We start from the raw sequence: 17,825 nt of genomic DNA, 5'->3' as shown, positions 1-17,825 counted from the left end.
CATTGCATCAGAGATCTGACCCTGATTGATAAAATCACAAACATTTGAGAAGCGCCCGTCAGGATTCTTGGTATCTATTTTCTTTCTAGAATAATTGGAGGGTGATCCATTAAAAATACATCTTACTCGATAATCCCATGATCTTTTGAAATGATTTTATCATCTTCCATTATGATGTAGTTCCATTTATTCAATTGATGATTATCGCTTAATAACGTGTAAATATAGTTTTTATTTTTGAAGGTGTAACCTCTAAAGTCGCAAGTTCCAGGGCAATTTATATTTACTGTTTCTCCTTTTAATTCTATTGATTGTTTTGTTTTGATACTTTTTGAAATCAATGTAACATTTTTACAAGAAATATTACCCTCTTCGCAATGCGAAGTTATTTCGGCAATATATTTACTTCCTTTAAATGTTTCCGTTGTTTCTGAATAAGATGATAAAGGAAATATCGCACTAAAAATTGTTAGTAGTAAAATTTTTCTCATAATTTCACATAAACTCCTTTATGGAAAACATTTAATTCTGACATTCGTCTGTTTAATAATCCTTGCATTACTTTTCCTTGGCTCTTTATCCACATTTTCCATGCAGTATCAAGATCTTCATTACTCAATCCATTTATTACTTTTAGCATCGTTGAGCCAGGGAAACCGCTTTTAGGGCTATCGACACCGACATTATATGAAAAAATAACTAAAGCGTCGAACTCATTTTGTGTAAGATTGACCTTTACATATTTTTTTACGGCATCTTCGAACTTTACTAATGTTGTTATGAAAAGTGTTTCTGCTTGAGTTTCTGTTATCCCATCCTTAAATTTATCGAACTCGGAATGACTTGATATAAGATATCCATAGCCTATAGTCGCTCCTGCAACATAATTTGTGATAGTTTTTCCTGTTTGGTCATCATAAGGCTTTAGTCGTAATTCTTCATATTGTTTTAACAATAAAATACCTTGGCGACTAAAGCTCATTACGGATGGGTTGTATTTTAAACCACCAATATCACCGACATTGTTTACTGATGAAAGAGGAGGGGGTGTCGTGGCGCTATTCCCTTTTGAAAAATTTCCCTGTTGTAAATATTTTATTGTCTTTCCATTCGTATCAACTTTAGCATCTGGGGATGATAAAAAATGGCGTTGAAATAATCTTATGGCTTTGATGGTGTTATACCCACAAATCCCATCTATCCTTAGTTTATATCCTTTTTTAATGAGTAATTCCTGAACAACTTTGACATCGTCAAAATTATTCACACCGTGCATGCCAACAGAGTATTTTATATCCATAATATATTTTTTCATCCGGACCATATTTTATTCATATCCCAGTACTGATAGGACTGGAAAACAGAGCCGTACTCATACGGCTCCGTAACCTTTACATTACGCCTCTTTCGTCTTTAACGATGGCAGCTTTGAAACCAGCCGCAGAGAGACGGTTAGTCCTTCCAACTGGTAGTGCGGACGCAGGAAGAACTTGGCGGTGTAGTAACCCGGGTTGTCCTCGATCTCCTGCACCTGCACTTCGGCGGCGGCCAGCGGTTTGCGGGATTTGGTTTCCTGAGACGAGTTGGCCGGGTCGCCGTCGACGTAGTTCATTACCCAGTCATTTAGCCAGCGCTCCATTTCATCACGCTCACGGAACGAGCCAATCTTGTCGCGCACGATGCATTTGAGGTAGTGCGCAAAGCGGCAGCAGGCGAACAAGTAGGGCAGGCGAGCCGCCAGACGCGCGTTGGCCGTGGCGTCGGCGTCGTGGTATTCCGCCGGTTTCTGCAGCGACTGGGCGCCGATAAAGGCGGCAAAGTCCGAGTTTTTGCGGTGTACCAGCGGCATAAAGCCGTTTTTCGCCAGTTCCGCTTCGCGGCGATCGCTGATGGCGATTTCAGTCGGACATTTCATGTCCACGCCGCCGTCGTCGCTCGGGAAGGTGTGGCAGGGCAGATTTTCCACCGAACCGCCTGATTCGACGCCGCGGATGGAGGTGCACCAGCCGAATTCTTTAAATGAGCGGTTGATGTTGGCGGCCATCGCGTAGGCGGCGTTGGTCCAGGTGTAGTTGCCGTGGTTGGCGCCGTCGGTTTCTTCTTCAAAATCGAAGCTGTCGACGGGGTTGGTGCGCACGCCGTACGGCAGGCGCGCCAGGAAACGCGGCATCACCAGGCCCAGATAGCGCGCGTCTTCAGACTCGCGCAGGCTGCGCCAGGCGGCGTATTCGGTGTTCTGGAAAATTTTGGTCAGATCGCGCGGATTGGCCAGCTCCTGCCAGGATTCCATCTGCATGATGCTTGGAGCGGTACCGGCAATAAACGGGCAGTGGCTGGCGGAACCAATACGCGCCATTTCACCCAGCAACTCCACGTCCTGCGGGCTGTGGTCGAAGTAGTAATCGCCCACCAGGCAGCCGAACGGCTCGCCGCCGAACTGGCCGTATTCCTCTTCGTAGATTTTTTTGAAGATCGGGCTTTGATCCCAGCCTACGCCCTTGTGGCGTTTCAAGGTGCGGCCCAGTTCCTGCTTGGAGATGCTCATAAAGCGAATTTTTAACATCTCGTCGGTTTCAGTATTACTGACCAGGTAGTTCAGCCCGCGCCAGGCGCTTTCCAGCTTCTGGAACTCTTCGTGGTGAATAATCTGGTTAACCTGCTGGGAAAGTTTCTCGTCCAGGCCGGCGATCAGATTTTGAATGGTGCGATAGATATCGGAAGAGACGGTCACCGTATTTTCCAGCGCCTGCTGGGCCAGCGTTTTCACCGCGCTTTCCACCGCCGAACGCGCCTGATCGGTCTTCGGCCGGAACTCTTTATTAAGCAGTGCGCTGAATTCGTCTTCACTGAACGTCTTCTGCGATTGCTGTGTCTGCTGTTGGGAAGGATTGCTCATCGATTACTCCTCGTTACCTTTTTCCGCGTTATCACCCTTGGGCAACTGGCTCAGCGCCTTGAGCAGCGTCGGGTCCTGAAGCACTTTGGCAATCAGTTCTTCCGCGCCGTTTTTGCCATCCATATAGGTCAGTAGGTTGGAAAGCTGAGTGCGAGCTTCGAGCAGTTTGTTAAGCGGTTCGACTTTGCGCGCTATGGCATCGGGCTGGAAATCCTCCATGCTTTCAAACGTCAGTTCGACGTTAATCTTGCCTTCGTCGGTCAGCGTATTATCGACCTGGTAGGCAACGCGGGGTTTCAGCGCTTTCATGCGCTCGTCAAAGTTATCAATGTCGATTTCAAGGAACTTGCGTTCATCAATCGACGGCAGCGGGTCGACGGGTTTTCCTGCCAGATCGGCCAGCACCCCCATGACAAACGGAAGCTGAATTTTGCGTTCCGCGCCGTAAATCTCTACGTCGTACTCAATCTGTACGCGTGGCGCGCGATTTCGGGCGATAAATTTTTGCCCACTGGATTTATTGGTTGGCATGATATTCTCCATCGGATATGCGCGTTGAAAGTCTGGCTGCAGGCGTCAACGCCCACTACCGTTACGGGCGGACACGGCTATTCGCGGCGTCCGAAGATATTTTCCAGTTGATTGACGCCGTCCGGCGCCAGATCGCGAATAATGTCCATAAAATTCATTTCAATCAGCCGCTGCACGCGTTCGATCATCTGCGGGGCAGGGTGGCTGGGCTCGTGCAGGACAAAGTACTGCTTCACTTTCTCCAGCATCAACTGCGCATCCTCACGGGAGCGAACCTGTGCGGAACGCCAGTCTCCTTCCCCGCGCGGGGCGGAAACGGTCGGTGCGGGTACGGTTTCCTGTTTCATCTCCGGCTCCCTTGTGGGGATTAAGGTTGAAAGATCGGTGCTCTGACAGGACTCGGCGATAGTGCTGACCAGTTTCCGCAACTGTTCCATCTCCGGTACGCCGCTCTCGCCCAGATGCTCGACGAGTATTTCGCCGATGGTTTTAAGCCGCTCATTGATCAGTTGGATGGCTTCGATGCCCGACTGGTTGCTGCTGGCCAGCTCGTCCAACAGTCGCGCCCGGCCCCCGGGGTAGTCCGGGCATTCGGTTTTGCTGCCGTCGAGCAATGCCTGGGCGTCACGCAGGGTGATTTCATCCGCGGCGTTGCGCAGCAGTTTGGCCTGGCGCAGCGTGGCCGTCAGCGTCGATTTATCGCCAAGCGCCGCCAGCGCATTGATACGGTAAAAGGGATCGCGCGCGCCATACTCTTCCAACTGCGGATAGAGCGGTTCCCAGTAGAGTAACAACGCCTGCTGGATAAGCAGCAGGCCGTCGGCGTAACCGGGCAGGCCGCGGCGTTTGGTCCAGGCATGGGTCAGTGCGAGCATGACCCGCAAATCTTTGGTACGGGCGAGCAGGGAGGCGGCGAGTTTCTCGACTTTGGTCCAGTCGGCGGGTTCCGCCGGGATTATCGTCTCGCCGAATTGCTGCTCGGCTTTGCCCTGGCTTGCCTGCTCCATCGCCTGAAAGTCGGCATCGTATTCAAGGTTTTCCCCACACGGCTTTTCCGCTGTCACCGGGGTGAGAAAGGTTTCAATATCCATTCGCTCTCCTGCGATTTATTCAAACATCGGCGGATAGAGTCCGTGTCGACCGGGACGTGCGCCGCCGGCGGGGTCGAACAACAGCGAAAACAGCTGTCCGGTGAAGTTGCCGCTGTGGACGTGGGTATAGAGCGGATAGCCGTCGCTGCGGTTGGTCCACCAGAAACTGGTCTGGCGCTGCGGGTCAAAACAGTCGCTGGCCTGGCACCAGCTTAGATTGGCGGGAGCATCCTCATAGCCGATAACCTCCAGAATTTCTGAACGAGACTCCTGCGCGGGTACGGTCGGCGCCGGGATGGCGAGCAACGTCTGGTCAAGCTGCTCGGCCGAATAGCCATTGTGCACGGCGTGGTGGAGCGTGCGTCCCAGTTGCTGATACCAATCGCCAGCCATTGCCAGCAGTCGGGGCGACCATTCCGCGGGATTAAAAGCGCACAGCGCGCACACCGGATACTGACGGCCTACGCTGTCGCGTCCGGGCAGCAGGCAGCCTATCTGTACCTGCTGGCTGCCGAGCATCGGCGGCACCACGAAATTCCACACCGGCGCGTTGCCGAACTGGCGACTGCCGGCAGCGCGCTCTTCGTCTGTTCGCCAGTTCAGCAGCCCTACCTGAAACCAGTGCGACCACTGGCGCAGCAGCGCATCGGGGAACCGGCGCTGTAAAAAGTCGCCGGCACTGGGCAATTTTCCGTACCAGCTAATCACAGGGTAGTTACTCATAGTCCGTTCCTTGCGGTTATGGGCATACGAAGCCGGGAAGCTGGAAAGGATTGCGGATGCTGTTCGGTACAAATTCCAGCGTTACCTGATGTCCGTCAACCGTGAAAGTGGCCTGACGGCTGAGATTGCCGCCGGGCGTGATGCGAGCGCGGTCGAAAAAACGGTTCAGCGCCCAGGAACCGTTGGTTACCAGCGTTGAGGTCGTTCCGTTGGTCAGCCCCAACTGCATCCGCACCTGGTTGGTTCCGCCCGGACCGGGCCAGCTTACCAACTGAACGGCCTGCGGGCCGTGGCTGTAACGCAGCTGTTGGCCATCCACGTCCAGCGTCAGATTAAGAATGGTGTTATCCATCCGCACGGTGCGCACGGTGACTCGATAGGATGGCGTGGCCGTACCGTTGGCGAAAAAGGCGTCGCGTATGGATTGCGCCTGCTGGAATGGGCGCAGCAGGCCTTCGCTGCCGGGCAGGGTTTTGCCATCGATGCCCGGCGTAAAGCGCCAGCGCTGCTGGGTGGTATCGACCTTGTTGGTCAGGTTGTCGCGAAAAAAGGTGTCCATCAGTCCGGTTCCCGGCGCAAACATGCGCGCCAGATCGTCCGGGGTTACGTCATTGCTGGCTGAACGAACCAGCGGGTAGCGCCCGGCAATGGCCTGACGGCAGAAGCTGCCTACCTCGACGCTGATGCGTTTGCGGATGTTTTCAAGGTCCCGGCGCTGAGTATCGCTGCTTGCACCGACCGCCATGCTGCTGAACATCCCCTGCAACTCTTTTGGCAGACGACCCGCGCTGGCCTGTAGACGGCTGATGGCGTCATTCCCCGGCGCGGTCATGCCGCTGTTGGCCGCGTCCTGGACGGCGGTTAGATAGCGGTAAAGATCGTCGACCTGCCTGAGAAAATCGTCGAATACGATGGTTTTGCTGCCTTTCTCCAGCGGCTTCGCCAGTTCAATGATCGGGGTATAGTGATCGGTGACCAGCTGTTCCGGCGTTTGCGCGCCGGCAGTGGCTATCGGCGCGTTGTCATTATTGCCGAACAGCGTTTCCAGAGTACGCGTGCTGCTATTGCCGTTTTGCAGGGACGGTTCCTGTTCCTCCTCATTTTCCGTGGTACGGGCGATGATCAACACCTTGCCGAGGTTGATGACCAACTTGCGCAGCGGCGAGTTACTGCTGGAGATTAGCCGTATGGTATTGATGCGCTGCGCGAGGTCGGCACTGTTGTTAAGCTGAATATCGGCAAGGAAACCGTCCCAGTTGGCGATGAAATCCCGCATATATAGCTGGCGCACGGCGTTGTCGGTCTGCTGCTTGTCTTCCTGCGGCGCGTTCATGCCCAGTACCCAGACGTCGTCCTTATGTAAAGCGTCGGCGACGCCGTCAATCCGGCCGTTAAAGCTGTTCCAGTAGCCATCGGGCGTATACAGGCCCGGCACGCCGTCGCTGATGGATTTGCCGCTTTTGCGGGAAAACGCCAATTCGCTTTGCGGGCCGACGAGGGTTGTCAAAGAGACCGGCTGTAGGCTTTCGTCATGTTCCAGCAATCGCTTCAGGCGGCCGTATACGCGAGTCGACAGCGGGTTCTGCTTGATAAGCGCCTGGTGACGGCCGATCAACGCCTCTTCTTTGGCATAAGGCGATGACTGAATCTGCGGCTCCAGCAGTTGCGCCAGGTGCCGCTCCAGCTGGCTAAGCTGCGCCTGGGTCACATTCTGCGGCAGATTGCGCCGCAGATTCAGCATTACCCAGGAATGCAGGAATTTGCCGTCATAATGTTTAGGTTGGTAAAGCATTTGGTAGGCTTTGAGCGCTTCGTAGCTGTATTCCGCGTCGCTGCCGTTGTCGTTGCGCAACCAGGTGGTGATGCGTTGGGTTACCGCCGGCAGCAGTAACTGCTGTAGAGATTTTTGGTACAGAGCCTGTGACGCATTGCTGATGTCATCGCCGCGATACAATCCCATACGGCGAGTCAGCGGAGGATCGTTGACGTCGAACGCCGCGCTGGCCGGAAGATTGGCGAGGCTGTTGAGAAGCGGCAGCAAATCGAACAGATCCTGTTGACTATGTCCCTGAAGCGTTTTGCTCTGCTGCGCTACGCCCGGAATTTTTGCCTGAACCTCGTCAAGATAGCTATTGTTCCGGCCGTAACTGATCAGCCACAGGGTGCCGAACACGACCAGCAGCGTCAGAAGCGCCGCGTAGCCGGACCAGATGATCGCGTGGCTGCGCAGCTCCCACCAGCGGTTTTGCCCCGCAATGCCGGCCTCCCGGAAGATGACGTTTTGCAGCAGGTCCTTGATAAAGAAGCTCTGCCCCTTGCCGGCGGGAATGGGCGCTTCTTTGCTGACGGAATCCCAGCTGTCGCCATCCGCATTGTTTACCGGCAGTGAAAGGGCGCGATTGAGTTCTCCCATCACCCGGTCAAACGGCAGCCCCTCCTGGGTTCCGCTTGCCAGATAGATCCCGCGTGGCGAGAATTCGGTTTCAAAATTGGAACGGGCAAAGACGGTGCTCAGGTAATCCGCGAGCAGCGGGCGCAGAGCGGCGAACTCCTGCGGGAAGAGGAAACTCTCGGCGCGCGTTTTGGTATCCCGCTCTTGCAGCAGGGTATCCGGCAGGCCGGCGTCCAGGCGCTGTTGCAGCAGAGTGAACTCCTGCATAAATGCGCCCATAAGATCAAAATCGGCCTGCTTTGAGCGCTCCCACGGGAAAGTAAAGCCCCAGATTTGGTCACGCTGCGTTTTATCAAAGCTCGCGAAATAAGAACGGAAACCTTTTAGTAGATCCGCTTTGGTGACCAGTACGTAAACCGGGAAACGAATACCCAGCTGTTCGTGCAGCTCCTGTAGACGCTGGCGCAGGTTTACCGCCTGCTGCCGGGAGGCTTCCGGCGTTTGGGTGAGCAGATCGGAAACGCTTATGGTGATAATGACGCCGTTAATCGGCTGGCGGCGGCGGTATTTGCGCAGCAGTTCGATAAAACGCAGCCATTCGCCGGCATCCTGAGTTTGTTCGCTTTCCTGAGTGGTGTAACGCCCCGCGGTATCCAGTAATACCGCTTCGTTGGTGAACCACCAGTCGCAGTTGCGCGTACCGCCTATTCCGCGCAGCGCGGTTTTGCCGAAACGGTCCGCCAGCGGGAACTGCAAGCCGGAATTCATCAGCGCGGTGGTTTTACCGGAGCCCGGCGCGCCGATAATCACATACCAGGGCAATTGATAGAGATACTGATTGCTGAAGCGCTGAGTCCACTGGGCGCCGCGCTGCGACGAGCCGTTGAAGTGCGCTTTTTTCAGGATCTCCGCCGCCTCGTCAAAGCGTTCGGCCAGGATCTGATCGGCATTATTAAGCGGCGCGCCGTCGCCTTTCGACTGCTCTGGCTGTGCGGCGTTGAGGTTATCCATCAGACGGCGGTTGAGCCAGGCTCTGTAGATACGCGGCACGAGGTGGGCGTGAATCCAGATGAGAAAAATCACCAGGACGCCGATAATGCGGTTCTGCACGGATTCCAGCGGGCGGATATCGGCGATGGAAAACAGCGGGCCAATCATCCAGATTACCGCGGCTAGCGCCGTGGCGCCCAGAAAGCCCCAGAGGATACGGTTAGTCAGTATTGAAACGAGAATATTCAGCATCCTTAATTTCCTTGCGCCAATCCGTTCAGCTCGGCCTGAATGTTTTCAGTCGATACCAGCAGGGTGATTTCCACTCGGCGGTTACGGGCGCGGTTTTCAGCGCTATCGTTCGGGGCGACGGGGTTCATCTCGCCGCGACCCTCGGCTTTTACCCGCTCGGGGCGCGCAAGGTGCTTTTGCAGCATTTTCAGCACCGACTCGGCGCGGGAAAGGGACAATTCGTAGTTTGAAGCGAAACGCGCGCTGCGGATAGGCACGTTATCGCTATAGCCCACCACCAGGATTTTGCCGCTGACGTTATTCATCGCCTGGGCGATGCGATCGATTACCGGTTCGTAGCGATCGCGCACCACGGTGGACGCCGAGGCGAAGAGCCCGTCGCCTTTCAGAATAACCACGCTGCGATCCGGCTCGTCGCGCACCGCCACCAGCCCCGCATCAATTTCCGGGCGCAGAAAACCGCGCAGATTCAGTACGGCGGGCAACTGCTCCACGGGTCGTTGAATATTCACTTCCGGAAGCGTTGTCTGATAAATATTCGCCAGCACCGGACTGGTTTTATCGCTCAGACGCCAGTTAAGGCTGATGTAGAACAGACAGCCCAGAAACCCGACCAGCGCGACGCAGGCCCAGAGCGGTACCACCGGCCTCCATAGCTTACGTATTACCGGCTGATCTTCCGGGTGCGGCGAAAGGCGCGGGGGGTAGGTGCCGCGCACGCCGCGAATCATCTGCCACAGGCGCTGTTTAATGGTTTCCAACTGGGTGCGTCCGTTATCCATTACGCGGTAACGGCCTTCAAAACCAAGGAGCAGACAATAGTTGATAAGCTCCAGCAGCACGATGTGCTCACGCGGATTCTGCGAAAGGCGAGCCAGCAACTGGAAGAATTTTTCCCCGCCCCAGGTTTCATTGTGGAAGGTCACCAGCAGGCCGCTGCCGGACCAGACGCCGCGGCTGCCCCACGGCGTAAGCGCCGCCGCTTCATCCAGCGCGGTACACAGGCAATAGCGCGCGCCGATGATGACTTCATAAGGAAGCTCAGTCTGTTGGCAGCGCACCTCGAAGCGGCGGATTTCGTCGATCAATCGCTGGCGCAGCCCGGACTGGTCGTCGTGCGAAACAGAGTGGCGAATCTGATGGATAGCATTAAGCAGTGGGTTGGCGGCGGCAACCAGAGGGTTGCCGCCGCTCGCGCCGGAAAGAATAGTATTGCCGCCAGTGGCTTGTCGTTCCTGCATAGTGAGCTCTCGTTGTCGTTATTCTGATGGGCTGCGGATGGCCCAGAACTCCATATCCAGTCCGGGAAATTCACCGGCGAGATGTAGCGCGAACGCGCCGGATTTTTCCATCTCCTTCCAGAGCTCACCGCCTTTTTCCAGTTCAAAATAGCTGTAACCGGCATGCCATGGGATTTGCGGGGGAGCTATCGGCATGGCGCGCAGCACCATGCCCGGTAACTGAAGCTGTACCAGATCGCGAATTTTGGTGACCGGGGCGATTTTCATTTGTGCCGGGAAATGAGTTTGCAGCATTTCACCCGGCACGCTGGCTTTGGCCGCCAGCACGAATCCAAACTCCCGCGCCATGCTGCTTTCCGGCAGCGTCGCGATGTTGAGCCCATGGGAACGTTCGGTGAGCGGGAGTTGGATGGCGCTTTCTTCCATTACCTGCGACAGCCCCTGACGCAGCACCAGCATCAGTTTGCCGAAGCAGACGGCCAGATTGTCATGATCGTAGACCGGCAGGGAGGCGTCTGGCATACGCTGGGGCAGCCAGGTAGTCAGCTCCGTGGCAAGGGGCAGCCAATCGCGCCACAGCGATTCCGGATGAAGCAGGGGCAGCGAACGCAGATGCGTGATATGACCTATATGGTGATTGATTAAGGCCAGCAGCATGAACTCAACCATTTCGGAGGTATTAAAACGCCCCGGCTGGCGCAAACGCTGGCTCATCTGCTGGCTGCGCTGCTGTAGCAACCCCTGCATATCATTGAGCAGACTATAGATCTGCACGCTGTTGACGGCGTTGAGCATGGGGGGAATGTAGCTGGTATCCAGACGTATCTGGTTGTCGTTGCGCTTTTCAATCACCTCGGCCACGCCGATGGCGGTCCACTCGGCGGTGAGTTCGTTTTCCAGCATCAGTTTCAAACGCAGCCTGCCGAACTGTAACGCCGCCGCGCCTATGGAGATGGCGTTGTCGTCATCCACCTCTTCTTCAAAAGCAATATAGCGGGCAAGAGAATCAGCCGATTCGCTAAAAATCACCTCTTCACGTCCGTCACGCCGGGCGGGCAGCGCAAGCACCACCCGTGCGTTGGTCAGGTTATCCGGAATTTCCAGGGGCGCCGGCCCGTACCGCGCATCGCGAAAGGAAAACGGGGTGCCATCCGGCAGCAAACCGCTGGCATAACTCAGCGCAATACATCCCTGACGCAACATCGCCTCGTCAAATTCCAGATCGAGAAATCCCCACAGGTAGGAGCGCTGTAAATTTCCCCATTCACGGATGTGGCTTTGCAGGAAGCTTTCCGTTCTCTGGAAATGATGAGGGCGCAGAAACATCCCTTCGCTCCAGACCACTTTTTCTGCTTTATTCATACTGATTTCCTGTTGGAACTTCCATTACTCGTTGACGACGCGAATCCCATTAATATCAAGAAAAACGCTGGCTTTGAGTTCGTCAGACGACCATTTCCAGAACTTATAGAAGCTGTCTTTGTTGGCGGCGGGAAGAGGAAGCGAGATTCGCCACTTTTTGCCATCCAGCACCTGGTATTCCGCCATGATGCCAATGTAGCGCGCATCCGTAGGGGTTTGACCGGTCGGCGTCCTGTTGAGCTGTCCTGGCATCAGGAAAAATTCGTCAACGTTAAGCAGGTTGGCGCCGAGAACTGCCTGGGCATTATTTTGCAGCGAGTAGAAATCCGCCGACATAAAGTCGGCGTCGGATTTCAATAACAGAACTCTGACCTTTAGCGGCGCGGCGTCATTAATGTCCGGATGCGCATAAAAGTTCAGAATGTAACTGGAAGGCTCGCTGCGTGAAGACGAAACACAACCGCTCAGCAGGGTGAGAGCGGCTATGAAAAACACCAGTAGAGACTGGTATAAAACCGATTTTTTTTTCATGTTGTGTTGTTAGGTTGACGCGAGATTAGTCGATAATCCAGGTTCCGCTGTTGGTATTGCGGCAGGCTTTGCCGCTGCCATCCACCGACACGCAGGTTGGTTTCTGCGCTTGACGCCGTGGTTTACGCAGCCGGTCTTTTTTCAGCGTCTCTTCATACAGTTCGCTTTTTACCGCAGCGCGCAGCGGAACATAACCAATCAGTTCCTCCTGGCCCTGTTCGGCGATCGCCAGCCAGGCGTTTTCCACCTGTCCAAGTACGTTGTAGGTATGGGTGTTTTCGAGATGGCGAACCACCTTGCCGCTGAAGTCGGGACGGCTCATGACCGACGCGGCGTAAAGAGCCCGGTATTCCTGGTTAATAGGTTGGAATTCTTGAGGTGGAACAATGGCATGACGATGCACTAACGTGACGCCATTGACTTCATTGGTCACGATGGTGTCATCAGTTAATGCGGGGGGCGGGGGGGCTTTGCAGTTGGCAAGGCCAAAGGCAGAGAGTAGAACTAATACGATTCGCATATTCATCATGACTTTCCTTTGCAAATAGTTTGTACGTACGAAACAAATTTCTGAGTGCTTACTGAACGATATTATTGAATAACTCGTTTAATAGCTGTATTCCCGAACAGCTATTTTTATTAAGACATAGCTACCGCACGGACTTTACGCAGAGTAAAGCCAGGTCTGCTATTTGAGGTTGTCAGAACTTGATGGCGTGATTCTACATAGACTGGCCGATAATTCAATATTGTTCTCGTTACATAAAAAGGCGTTAATTATATGAAATGCTCACCAAACGATGAGTTTTTCAGCGTTATTCATAACACAAGTAAAATTCAGTATTGGTTTTTATTATGTATCCAGGATGTTAACTTTATGATTATGCGTAAATTTTATCTTTTGTTTTCCATTTCTTAACGCCAATTGTTTTTGTCTATGATTTCAGCACCATAGAGATTGAGATTAATCTTAAAATGATGGCGGCATAGCAAGATAGCGCCGGGTTCATCCTGTTGTTTATTGTCTTACATTCAACATGTTGACTCCATTAAGCTATTGTATTCGCATTCGAGGCGCGGTTACATATCTTAGGGAAAGTTTCTGAATTTTTTTGTTAAGGCATTAATACGATTATGCGGAGTGTGGCCGTACCAAGGGTGCCCGCTTTATTTATGGAAAATCTCGACGATGCTTGCAAGGGCTGAAATTCTTTGGTCCGATCGGTTAGGGATAAGATAATTAGCATGGTAATGATATCACTTTTAATGATTTCTATTAGGAACAAAATTACCCAACCACCTGTATTTTTCTATCTCAGCTACCTTCTAAATTTGAGAGTTTAAATAAATCCTAATATTTTAACTAAATTAACCGGCGGTACGCCGTAATTAATTTGCGATTTAAGGTGAGTTATTTGAATCAACTATTAAAGTGGAAATAGTAAGTGTGATAAATAATTCTATATTAATAATTACCATTGTACCTATTGGGGTTCAGGTTGTGTGGATAAACTAGCGTTGTAAACCGGGTAGCGGTTATTTTTCGGCGTAGGGCTAACGGCGGTGTTTTCGCTGCACCGGATACGGCGGCAACTGGCGAAGTTCTGCAACGAGCAAATCAACGAGTGGCAGGATCGGCCAGGGCCGCCTGTTTATTGCATCGCATCCGCGGCAGGTATCCTGCCGCGGCTGTGCCGGTGGCGGCTGCGGATAAAAACCGCTGGGGCCGTTATTGCGCCGTAACAATGATGCGGCGATAGGCGGTTAGCGCAGGGTCGCCATCGTCGGTAACCGCCAGGATGATGTGCTCCGTGCCCTTATTTTTAACCTGAACTTTTATCGTCTCGCTGCCATCATCTTCTAACGACAGCACCAGCGGTTTTTGCAGGAAATCTTCCCCCGGTTTCCCGACGATCTGGTCCATCGCGACCATTTGGGAAATGGCGGAGCTGGCTTCCGGGTAATGGATCCAGCTATAGCTGAGCTTATCCCCATCCGGATCGTGGGAGCCCTTGGCGCTAAGCGTGACGGTTTCCCCAACGCGGGCGGCGATCTTGAGCACATCTTTCCCGGCTTCGCCATTCACCACGGCCAGTGGATTGTGATTGGCGGAAGCGTAGTCCTTAATGCTCCAGTCCATTCTGGCGGCAAAATCATGCTGAAATGCCGTACGCCAGCGCCAGATTGTCGCCTGATGGGAGGTATATTTCTGGCCGTCGCTGCCAGTGACCGTATCCGCCGCGTTTGGGTTGCCGGGGTAGAAATCGCCGCCGTTGCTCCAGATAGGGCGGGTTTCATTTTGCGGCTGTCGCACGATGTAACGGCCGCCCCAGCCACCCCAGCCGGGGTTCCTGTCACTGTTCAAACCGTTGCGAATCAGGCCGAGAAACGCGGGCGTATCGCCTTCCATAATAAATATATATTGTAGATACCCTTTCCCTAACGGCCCCTTGCTGCGGATATTTTTGTCGAGCCAGCTTTGCGAAACCGTGGTGAAATCCGCGCCGGGCGCATTACGGTAAAATTTGTCGCCGCTGATGCCGGTCCAGGTGGCTCTGGCATAGTCTTCCCCGTTCTGACTGGAAGGATCGACGATATAGGTGATCTGGGGGTAGTGCTGTCTGATCCAATACCCGGCGTCATCCTGGTCGGAAATGGAATAGACGACGAGGTTACGCGTCAGCGCTTCAACCTGCTGCGCCGGGTGTTTTTGGGATAAGTCGATCAGCGCCTGGGCTAGGGTGTTGGCGCCGCCCCACAGGTTAATGAATAAGGGGTGGGCCGGATCAGCGCTTTTTTCGATGGATTTCAACAGCAGATCCGAACCCTGGCTATTTTTCCCTTTCCCGGTGGCGGCGATGCCATAAGCGGGCTGACCGGAGGCGATCAGCGATTTCAGCAACGAGGCGGCAGGGTAATTCGCATCGTGTTTCAGCAGGTTCGGTTGCACTTCGCTATAGTGATTCACCACCAGTTCAATCATGTCGGGACGGACTTTTTCCCGCTGCCAGGTCGAGGTTGTGGCGACCAGACCTTCAACATTCAGCTCATTGGTATAGAGCAGAAAGCGGGTCAGCGACATTTGGTCGTCCGGTTCGTTGCCGATGTCGCTCAGAATAAAGACGCGGGGCTTTTCCTGATAGGGCAGGGTCTTGCCGGCGATTTGCTGCATAGACTCATCGGCTACAGCGGCTGCGGCAGGCAGCGCCGCGGTGAACAAAATCGGGGAGATAAGTAGCATGCCTTTGGTGATGGCGTTGTGCGTTGAGTTGAGCATTTGTAACCTCATGGATAATGAAATCAATTAATTATGTTTTTTGGCGAGAGTGAATAGCTGATGAGAACACATTAGTTAGCTATGGAAACAAAATAAAAAATAAAAACTATTTTTGCGGTTTAAATCACAAAAAACAGGGGGGGGCTTTCAAATCAGCATGATGGCAAAGCAGTAATGCTGTTTGGCGATAGGGTAGGTGAGAACGAACTCAGCGTTGCAATCGAATCTGAACCTGTTGCAACGTCAAACTGATTTAGGCTGCCTGTTTTTCCCGCTTTGGATGGGGCGTCACGGTACTTAGAATTTTTAGATCCCCCAGAACATGAGGTTGATGGCATTTTTGATCTCATCGGCGCAGTCGCTTACATCTGCAATAATGTCGCCGATGACGTCAACTGAGACGCTTGATAGTTCAGTTGTCATAAGCCGGTGATTTTCGCCGTTGATACCGATCAGGGGGAACAGGGTTTTATTTACTTTCTCTGACAGGTGATGCGATGCTATGAGTGGTATGACCATTCGTCGCCCTGGCGTCTCTACAATATCACTTTGCACATCGACAAACATTTTGTAATGGCTTGTCCGCTTGTATTGATAAACAAGGAATTGCACGATCACCAGTCCCTGTTTTCATCGGCGAAGGAGCCATTCTGCGAGATAAATCTGGCGACTTCTTCCATTCCTTCACGGCTATCTTTCTTCCACTCCTCAGCCTTTATTCGACGGGCCTCCTTTCCAATTACATCGTTCACCAGGCCGGAGATATTTATTCCGGCAGCGCTCAGAATCTGATAATTGTCTTTGTCCACGGTAACGCTGACTCGATGCTTCATGGTCGTGCTCCTCTTTTGTATATACTGTGAGTATATATTTTAAATGATTGTTCAGCAATCAACCAAGAGACAGGGGCACCTTACGAACGGCGAGGGTATAAACCCGAAAAACATGGCGGTGGCGCGTTTGCAGCGGCATATGCTGATGATTAACGATGGTGTGTTCTATACTGGCGAACAGGTATTGACAGAGGGAATTTCAGTTCGTCGAGAAAAATAGCAATGGGGCGGGGGACGTCTTTAAACACGGTCGCGTAATTAATGTCTTTTTATTCTGCGTGATTCAGAGGAGAATTGTATGGTTAATATTCAGCAACGTATTGTGCTGACCGGCGGTCCCGGTTCAGGAAAAAGTACGCTCATAGATGCTCTTACTCAACGGGGATACACCTGCTCAGCAGAGGCAGGGCGAGCTATTATTCAGGATCAGGTCGCTATTGGCGGAAACGCCCTGCCATGGGGTGATCGTGCGGCATTTGCAGAAATGATGTTGTGTTGGGAAATGCGCTCATACCACATCCCTGAAGACGGTAATGTACCGTGTTTTTTTGATCGTGGTATCCCTGATATAGCAGGCTATCTGAGACTTTGTGAATTACCTGTACCAACGTATCTGGAGGAAGCAATACGCCAATTCCGCTATTCTGACAGCGTATTTATTGCTCCGCCGTGGCGCGAAATCTATGCGCAAGATACGGAGCGAAAACAATCATTTGAGGAAGCCGAGTTCACATACCGGGCTATGCTCAATACATACCAAAAATACGGTTACCGATTATTGACGCTGCCCTGCGTGCCGGTCGATGAACGTGCCGATTTTGTCATATCAAAGATGCAATATGCGGATTTATTATGAGCATTATTGTCAGTATGCCATAGTCAGTCGGCCATAATGGAATATCACTACACGTAATAATTAATAGATTGTATTCTGGTGATAATTGTAGCTGAAAACCAGTTCTATCAGTATGAAGATAAATACTGAAACCAGAACACAACGGCAACAAAATGGAACATACTATCCAATCAAGATGAAAAAATAGTCAGTTCTTTTACTTCTGCGTTAGGGTTTGCTTCTTTTACAGCAGATAGGAACCCAGCGAAATTCCGATTAAAAAGTGTGAAATTATGAACGAATGTCACCTCTTTTTCTGCGTCATTAGCAATATACCGGACTGACCATCTCCGTCTCCCGTTTATTTTAATTATATCTGGCTTGACTCTTATTATTTTTGTTAGAGGTATTTTATTAGTATGCTTTTCTCGAATCTGATAAAAATAAAAACAATCATAATAATAATCTTCCCTGTCGATTCCTAATTTCCTCAATATAAATGAGTTTTGAGATATTTTTTTCATTGTTATATCATTGGCATTAGATTTCTTTTTGTCACGAATTCGATAAAAAATACGAATTAAAAAGAAGAAAAATAGAAACAGCACTATTATGTGTAATAACAAGAAAAAATATGTTGCATGAAATATTGCCTCTTAAATTTGAGTCATTCAGTAAATACCATCTTGGGGATAGGATTGGCGATTTGCGGAGCGCTACCGGCTTTCCCTACTACGATTTCGATATCATGGGCCAGTCGCAAAACACATTCAAGCATTTTGAGTTCACGGATTTTTCTGAACTGACCATGCATTAAGCCGGATAATTTTAATGGGGAGATTACCCATGGCGACTCCCTCCTAATTGCAGC

General features: G+C 52.0%; 17 protein-coding genes. 1 reads left to right on the top strand and 16 read right to left on the bottom strand.

Features of this window, described 5'->3' with window-relative positions; genetic code table 11:
- Positions 1 to 122 precede the first annotated feature (122 nt).
- The 14 genes from DDT56_RS22405 to ccdA all read right to left on the bottom strand — a co-directional run bounded on the left by DDT56_RS22405 (position 123) and on the right by ccdA (position 16,119).
- Positions 123 to 491, bottom strand: a complete 369-nt coding sequence (locus tag DDT56_RS22405; RefSeq protein WP_136168590.1) for a hypothetical protein — start codon at positions 489 to 491, stop codon at positions 123 to 125.
- Positions 488 to 1,315 (bottom strand): glycoside hydrolase family protein, encoded by an 828-nt coding sequence (locus DDT56_RS22400; protein ID WP_246856864.1) that lies wholly within the window; start codon positions 1,313 to 1,315, stop codon positions 488 to 490. The genes DDT56_RS22405 and DDT56_RS22400 overlap by 4 nt, the downstream gene beginning before the upstream one ends.
- A gap of 81 nt (positions 1,316 to 1,396) precedes the next feature.
- Positions 1,397 to 2,896: a type VI secretion system contractile sheath large subunit gene (tssC, locus tag DDT56_RS22395; protein WP_136168589.1), complete on the bottom strand. Its 1,500-nt coding sequence runs from the start codon at positions 2,894 to 2,896 to the stop codon at positions 1,397 to 1,399.
- Between the two features lie 3 nt (positions 2,897 to 2,899).
- On the bottom strand, positions 2,900 to 3,439 hold the full coding sequence (gene tssB, locus DDT56_RS22390; protein ID WP_168197675.1) for a type VI secretion system contractile sheath small subunit: 540 nt from the start codon (positions 3,437 to 3,439) through the stop codon (positions 2,900 to 2,902).
- A gap of 65 nt (positions 3,440 to 3,504) precedes the next feature.
- Positions 3,505 to 4,518 carry a type VI secretion system protein TssA gene (gene tssA / locus DDT56_RS22385; protein WP_136168587.1) on the bottom strand — a complete coding sequence of 338 codons (1,014 nt, stop codon included), beginning with the start codon at positions 4,516 to 4,518 and terminating at the stop codon, positions 3,505 to 3,507.
- Between the two features lie 15 nt (positions 4,519 to 4,533).
- Positions 4,534 to 5,241, bottom strand: a complete 708-nt coding sequence (tagF, locus tag DDT56_RS22380; protein WP_136168586.1) for a type VI secretion system-associated protein TagF — start codon at positions 5,239 to 5,241, stop codon at positions 4,534 to 4,536.
- Positions 5,242 to 5,257: 16 nt separating this feature from the next.
- Positions 5,258 to 8,875: a type VI secretion system membrane subunit TssM gene (gene tssM / locus DDT56_RS22375; protein WP_136168585.1), complete on the bottom strand. Its 3,618-nt coding sequence runs from the start codon at positions 8,873 to 8,875 to the stop codon at positions 5,258 to 5,260.
- A 2-nt stretch (positions 8,876 to 8,877) separates the two neighbouring features.
- Complete coding sequence (locus DDT56_RS22370; RefSeq protein ID WP_136168584.1) at positions 8,878 to 10,116, bottom strand: DotU family type VI secretion system protein; 1,239 nt, start codon at positions 10,114 to 10,116, stop codon at positions 8,878 to 8,880.
- A gap of 18 nt (positions 10,117 to 10,134) precedes the next feature.
- Complete coding sequence (gene tssK / locus DDT56_RS22365; protein WP_136168583.1) at positions 10,135 to 11,478, bottom strand: type VI secretion system baseplate subunit TssK; 1,344 nt, start codon at positions 11,476 to 11,478, stop codon at positions 10,135 to 10,137.
- Positions 11,479 to 11,502: 24 nt separating this feature from the next.
- Complete coding sequence (gene tssJ, locus DDT56_RS22360) at positions 11,503 to 12,009, bottom strand: type VI secretion system lipoprotein TssJ (protein WP_136168582.1); 507 nt, start codon at positions 12,007 to 12,009, stop codon at positions 11,503 to 11,505.
- 25 nt (positions 12,010 to 12,034) lie between these two features.
- Positions 12,035 to 12,535 carry an SH3 domain-containing protein gene (locus DDT56_RS22355; protein WP_136168608.1) on the bottom strand — a complete coding sequence of 167 codons (501 nt, stop codon included), beginning with the start codon at positions 12,533 to 12,535 and terminating at the stop codon, positions 12,035 to 12,037.
- Between the two features lie 1,203 nt (positions 12,536 to 13,738).
- A complete protein-coding gene (locus tag DDT56_RS22350; protein ID WP_136168581.1) occupies positions 13,739 to 15,286 on the bottom strand; it encodes a nucleoside hydrolase-like domain-containing protein in 1,548 nt (515 codons plus the stop codon).
- Positions 15,287 to 15,592: 306 nt separating this feature from the next.
- On the bottom strand, positions 15,593 to 15,898 hold the full coding sequence (gene ccdB / locus DDT56_RS22345) for a type II toxin-antitoxin system toxin CcdB (RefSeq protein ID WP_136168607.1): 306 nt from the start codon (positions 15,896 to 15,898) through the stop codon (positions 15,593 to 15,595).
- A gap of 2 nt (positions 15,899 to 15,900) precedes the next feature.
- Positions 15,901 to 16,119 carry a type II toxin-antitoxin system antitoxin CcdA gene (gene ccdA / locus DDT56_RS22340; RefSeq protein WP_136168580.1) on the bottom strand — a complete coding sequence of 73 codons (219 nt, stop codon included), beginning with the start codon at positions 16,117 to 16,119 and terminating at the stop codon, positions 15,901 to 15,903.
- Between the two features lie 298 nt (positions 16,120 to 16,417).
- On the opposite strand from ccdA, the gene DDT56_RS22330 reads away from it, so the two are divergent.
- Positions 16,418 to 16,975 (top strand): AAA family ATPase, encoded by a 558-nt coding sequence (locus DDT56_RS22330; protein WP_136168579.1) that lies wholly within the window; start codon positions 16,418 to 16,420, stop codon positions 16,973 to 16,975.
- A 170-nt stretch (positions 16,976 to 17,145) separates the two neighbouring features.
- Here the strand turns inward: DDT56_RS22330 and DDT56_RS22325 are convergent, their stop codons facing one another.
- Positions 17,146 to 17,478 (bottom strand): hypothetical protein, encoded by a 333-nt coding sequence (locus DDT56_RS22325; protein WP_136168578.1) that lies wholly within the window; start codon positions 17,476 to 17,478, stop codon positions 17,146 to 17,148.
- A 143-nt stretch (positions 17,479 to 17,621) separates the two neighbouring features.
- Positions 17,622 to 17,825: helix-turn-helix domain-containing protein (locus tag DDT56_RS24655; protein WP_246856863.1), on the bottom strand; the 204-nt coding region annotated here is incomplete at its 5' end.

This window comes from Brenneria corticis (assembly GCF_003115855.1).
In the GTDB taxonomy this organism is placed as follows: Bacteria; Pseudomonadota; Gammaproteobacteria; order Enterobacterales; family Enterobacteriaceae; genus Brenneria; species Brenneria corticis.
This window is presented reverse-complemented; position numbering and strand designations above follow the sequence as displayed.

Coding starts and splice junctions, on each gene's coding strand:
- tssM (WP_136168585.1), bottom strand. CDS start 8,875: ATGCTGAATATTCTCGTTTCAATACTGACTAACCGTATCCTCTGGGGC.
- ccdA (WP_136168580.1), bottom strand. CDS start 16,119: ATGAAGCATCGAGTCAGCGTTACCGTGGACAAAGACAATTATCAGATT.
- tssC (WP_136168589.1), bottom strand. CDS start 2,896: ATGAGCAATCCTTCCCAACAGCAGACACAGCAATCGCAGAAGACGTTC.
- DDT56_RS22330 (WP_136168579.1), top strand. CDS start 16,418: ATGGTTAATATTCAGCAACGTATTGTGCTGACCGGCGGTCCCGGTTCA.
- DDT56_RS22355 (WP_136168608.1), bottom strand. CDS start 12,535: ATGAATATGCGAATCGTATTAGTTCTACTCTCTGCCTTTGGCCTTGCC.
- tssJ (WP_136168582.1), bottom strand. CDS start 12,009: ATGAAAAAAAAATCGGTTTTATACCAGTCTCTACTGGTGTTTTTCATA.
- tagF (WP_136168586.1), bottom strand. CDS start 5,241: ATGAGTAACTACCCTGTGATTAGCTGGTACGGAAAATTGCCCAGTGCC.
- DDT56_RS22350 (WP_136168581.1), bottom strand. CDS start 15,286: ATGCTCAACTCAACGCACAACGCCATCACCAAAGGCATGCTACTTATC.
- DDT56_RS22400 (WP_246856864.1), bottom strand. CDS start 1,315: ATGAAAAAATATATTATGGATATAAAATACTCTGTTGGCATGCACGGT.
- tssK (WP_136168583.1), bottom strand. CDS start 11,478: ATGAATAAAGCAGAAAAAGTGGTCTGGAGCGAAGGGATGTTTCTGCGC.
- DDT56_RS22405 (WP_136168590.1), bottom strand. CDS start 491: ATGAGAAAAATTTTACTACTAACAATTTTTAGTGCGATATTTCCTTTA.
- DDT56_RS22370 (WP_136168584.1), bottom strand. CDS start 10,116: ATGCAGGAACGACAAGCCACTGGCGGCAATACTATTCTTTCCGGCGCG.
- DDT56_RS22325 (WP_136168578.1), bottom strand. CDS start 17,478: ATGAAAAAAATATCTCAAAACTCATTTATATTGAGGAAATTAGGAATC.
- tssB (WP_168197675.1), bottom strand. CDS start 3,439: ATGGAGAATATCATGCCAACCAATAAATCCAGTGGGCAAAAATTTATC.
- tssA (WP_136168587.1), bottom strand. CDS start 4,518: ATGGATATTGAAACCTTTCTCACCCCGGTGACAGCGGAAAAGCCGTGT.